Source organism: Lujinxingia sediminis, assembly GCF_004005565.1.
In the GTDB taxonomy this organism is placed as follows: Bacteria; Myxococcota_A; Bradymonadia; order Bradymonadales; family Bradymonadaceae; genus Lujinxingia; species Lujinxingia sediminis.
The window spans coordinates 1-2,070 of the sequence record NZ_SADD01000035.1; the positions used below are offsets into that span (position 1 = coordinate 1).

1 protein-coding gene is annotated in these 2,070 nt (G+C 57.5%); it reads right to left on the bottom strand.

Going from position 1 to position 2,070, the window contains the following annotated elements:
• Positions 1-1,044 precede the first annotated feature (1,044 nt).
• On the bottom strand, positions 1,045-2,070 hold a 1,026-nt coding region (locus EA187_RS20530; protein ID WP_164856447.1), incomplete at its 5' end, for a hypothetical protein.

Here is a 2,070-nt window from a genome sequence, read left to right on the forward strand (position 1 = left end):
CTTGCCCTGCTGCTTGTTCCAGTTCCAGAAGCCCGGGTCGAGAACATCTGGCGAGACGTACGAGCGCATCGCAACAACCAGATAATCCCAGCGCCCGGCGGTGCCCGGATCGGGATGATCCAAGCCGCGGTGGTCATCGCACAAAGACACCGAACGTGCGTTATATTGCGAGGCAAAGGGTGGACGACTCCCACCGCGTTTAGGTAGGGTCTGCGAGATCAACGACGATGCCCACGGGGACACACAGGAGCTACTTATGCGCATACTCACAGCACTACTGGCACTCGTTACTCTCACCGCCTGCGGTCCCAGTGAAGAAGTCGAGCAGCGCGACCCGCGTTGCGATTACGAGGATGATCGGGAGTGGGTGCTTCTGAAAGCCACTGATAACACTCACTCGTCATGTATGTATCGTTATATACCGGATGAGTGCAGCGGTGCAGGATGCCCTGTAAAATGCGGTGGCTTCCATCCCGATGAACGTCAGGCGGTAGGTGGTCTCGTTGATGTATTAGCCGCCCCAAACATGACCATTTATGTCGAGTGTGCCGACGAAAGCGGCGAGGTGGATCGGTTCGCATGCAAAGAAAGCGCCGTGGTCCTCGTGGGTCCAGAGGGTTGCGCCATAACAAGCTACTTTGTGCCGACGGCACCCAGGGATTTAAGCACCCATTCAGTACCTGGCCCACACAGCATGGTCTGGAAGGTTCTCGCGCAGTAGTTTAAGCACTCGCGCCCCCACCACCACATCCCTCCCAGCATCAAATAGTTCGTGCCCGAAAACGCAGGGTTCACCGAGGCATTTTCATCACAAAGGCACGGGATGATTGCGGCTTGATCCAAATAGCGTTTAATTTCCGGTGCACACCCCTCAGCGACCCACACCACCATGTTTTTGGTTTTGTCCGTGGTTAGCCGCGCGAAATGGTAAAAAAGAAAGTGTTCGCACCTTCCTCATATAGGTGCCCAACAACATTATAGGCGTCTCCCCCGATCTCGGTGAGGTATTGCGACACGTCAAATTATAGGTCGTGTGTACAAAAATCATGAGGACACTCCTGGAGGAACGTTCCAGATAGAGCAGCCGAGGACATGAAGACGGCAGAGTTTTCTATCGGGCCGCCGACTCCCTGATGCGTCATCACCGGGTCTGTCAGATCCCGAGCCATCCAACCACTCTAGCTCAGCCTCTTCAGGGACCGTGATTTCAATACGCCGCGCGTCCCACGGAAGCTCGATCTCCACCAGATCCCAGCATTTGCCATCACGAGCGTGCGGCCCGAAGTCGAGCATGCCTTCGCGAAAGCACTGCTCAGTACCATTGGGTCCTGTTGGATCTATATCACCGGGGAGGTTGTGATACTGGCGATGTTTCATCTCCAGCATATGGGACCCGCCTACACAATAGGGCACAAAAACAATCTCGTGTTCCTCGTTGTTCACCAGGATGGTGCCCCGCGCGCCAGCCTGCCTGGCTTCCTCGTAGTCTGCATAAGTCGTGGCCGTGTTTTTATAGAGACCCGCCACCATGATGCGCGCGACGCGCCTCTGTGGCACCGCCGGAACGATCGATGGTGCAGGCAACTCCAGCGTCACCGGACTTTCATCCAGCACCTCAATATGCGGGTGATGCTGCCGGTACTTTCGATCGGAATACCAATTGGAATAGATGGGTGCCTGCACGCCCGGCGTGCCCGCCCACAACAGACGCGGGCGCCGTGCCGTGGACTCCATCGACTGACGTATGGATTGAAGCGCTCGCGCGTCGGGAGACTTCCGTGCTTGCAGCGCCTCTCGCTGCACGCTCTCCAGTCTCCCGTAACGCTCACGCACCCCGATGCTGCGGAACTGCGCGTAGCTGCACCACACCTTGGCCACGTAGCGGATGTAGCTGTTGCCATCCTGCCCGGTGAGTTCGGGCACGTGGGGGTAGATGCGCATCACCCGGGGTAAAAACGCCCCGACGTGGTCGACGACCTGCACACCCTGAGCATACCACCGGGGAATCTCGTTGGTGGTGATGAGCGCTGCGCACGTGGTGTGGTTGGAGTTGGGATTAAACTCCGGGCC